Origin of the sequence: Endozoicomonas arenosclerae, assembly GCF_001562015.1 — a bacterium.
Taxonomy (GTDB): Bacteria; Pseudomonadota; Gammaproteobacteria; order Pseudomonadales; family Endozoicomonadaceae; genus Endozoicomonas_A; species Endozoicomonas_A arenosclerae.
Genome location: NZ_LASA01000305.1, coordinates 1 through 589, shown reverse-complemented (window position 1 = coordinate 589; position 589 = coordinate 1). Strand labels below are relative to the sequence as shown.

General features: G+C 48.6%; 3 rRNA genes. All 3 read right to left on the bottom strand.

From position 1 onward, the window contains the following. Nucleotides 1–68, bottom strand: a 5S ribosomal RNA gene (rrf, locus tag WG89_RS28920); the annotation flags it as partial. A gap of 81 nt (nt 69–149) precedes the next feature. Beyond that, nucleotides 150–265, bottom strand: a 5S ribosomal RNA gene (gene rrf, locus WG89_RS28915). A gap of 172 nt (nt 266–437) precedes the next feature. Further along, a 23S ribosomal RNA gene (locus tag WG89_RS28910) occupies nt 438–589 on the bottom strand; the annotation flags it as partial.

Below are 589 nucleotides of genomic sequence, written 5' to 3'. Positions count from 1 at the left end.
GCGATGTGTCATTTCACTTCCGAGTTCGGGATGGGATCGGGTGGTTCTAACACTCTGTGGCTATCAGGCAAATTCTGCTTGTTCAAAGTCTTACTGTTCAATGCTTTGAAACAMAAAYGCTGGAATGWRTCGGGCWTTTTATATTTAGTGCCTGGCGATGACCTACTCTCACATGGGGAAACCCCACACTACCATCGGCGATGTATCGTTTCACTTCCGAGTTCGGGATGGGATCGGGTGGTTCCAACACTCTATGGTCACCAGGCAAAACTGGTTTGAAGTTCGTCGTTTCCGACGGCCTTCTGGAATCCGTTTTAACTTAAGCTGTTTTTTACTTCTTGCTGCCCACTCTCGCCATGTGTATGGCTTATCTCCACGGATGGAGTGTATGCTGAACAACGTCTGGAACGTTGTCAGTAAAATCGCTTTGGCGTTATATGGTCAAGCCTCTCGAGTCATTAGTACTGGTTAGCTCAACGCCTCACAACGCTTACACACCCAGCCTATCAACGTCGTAGTCTTCAACGTCTCTTATGGGACCTCAGGGTCCAGGGAAGTCTCATCTTGAAGGGGGCTTCCCGCTTAGATG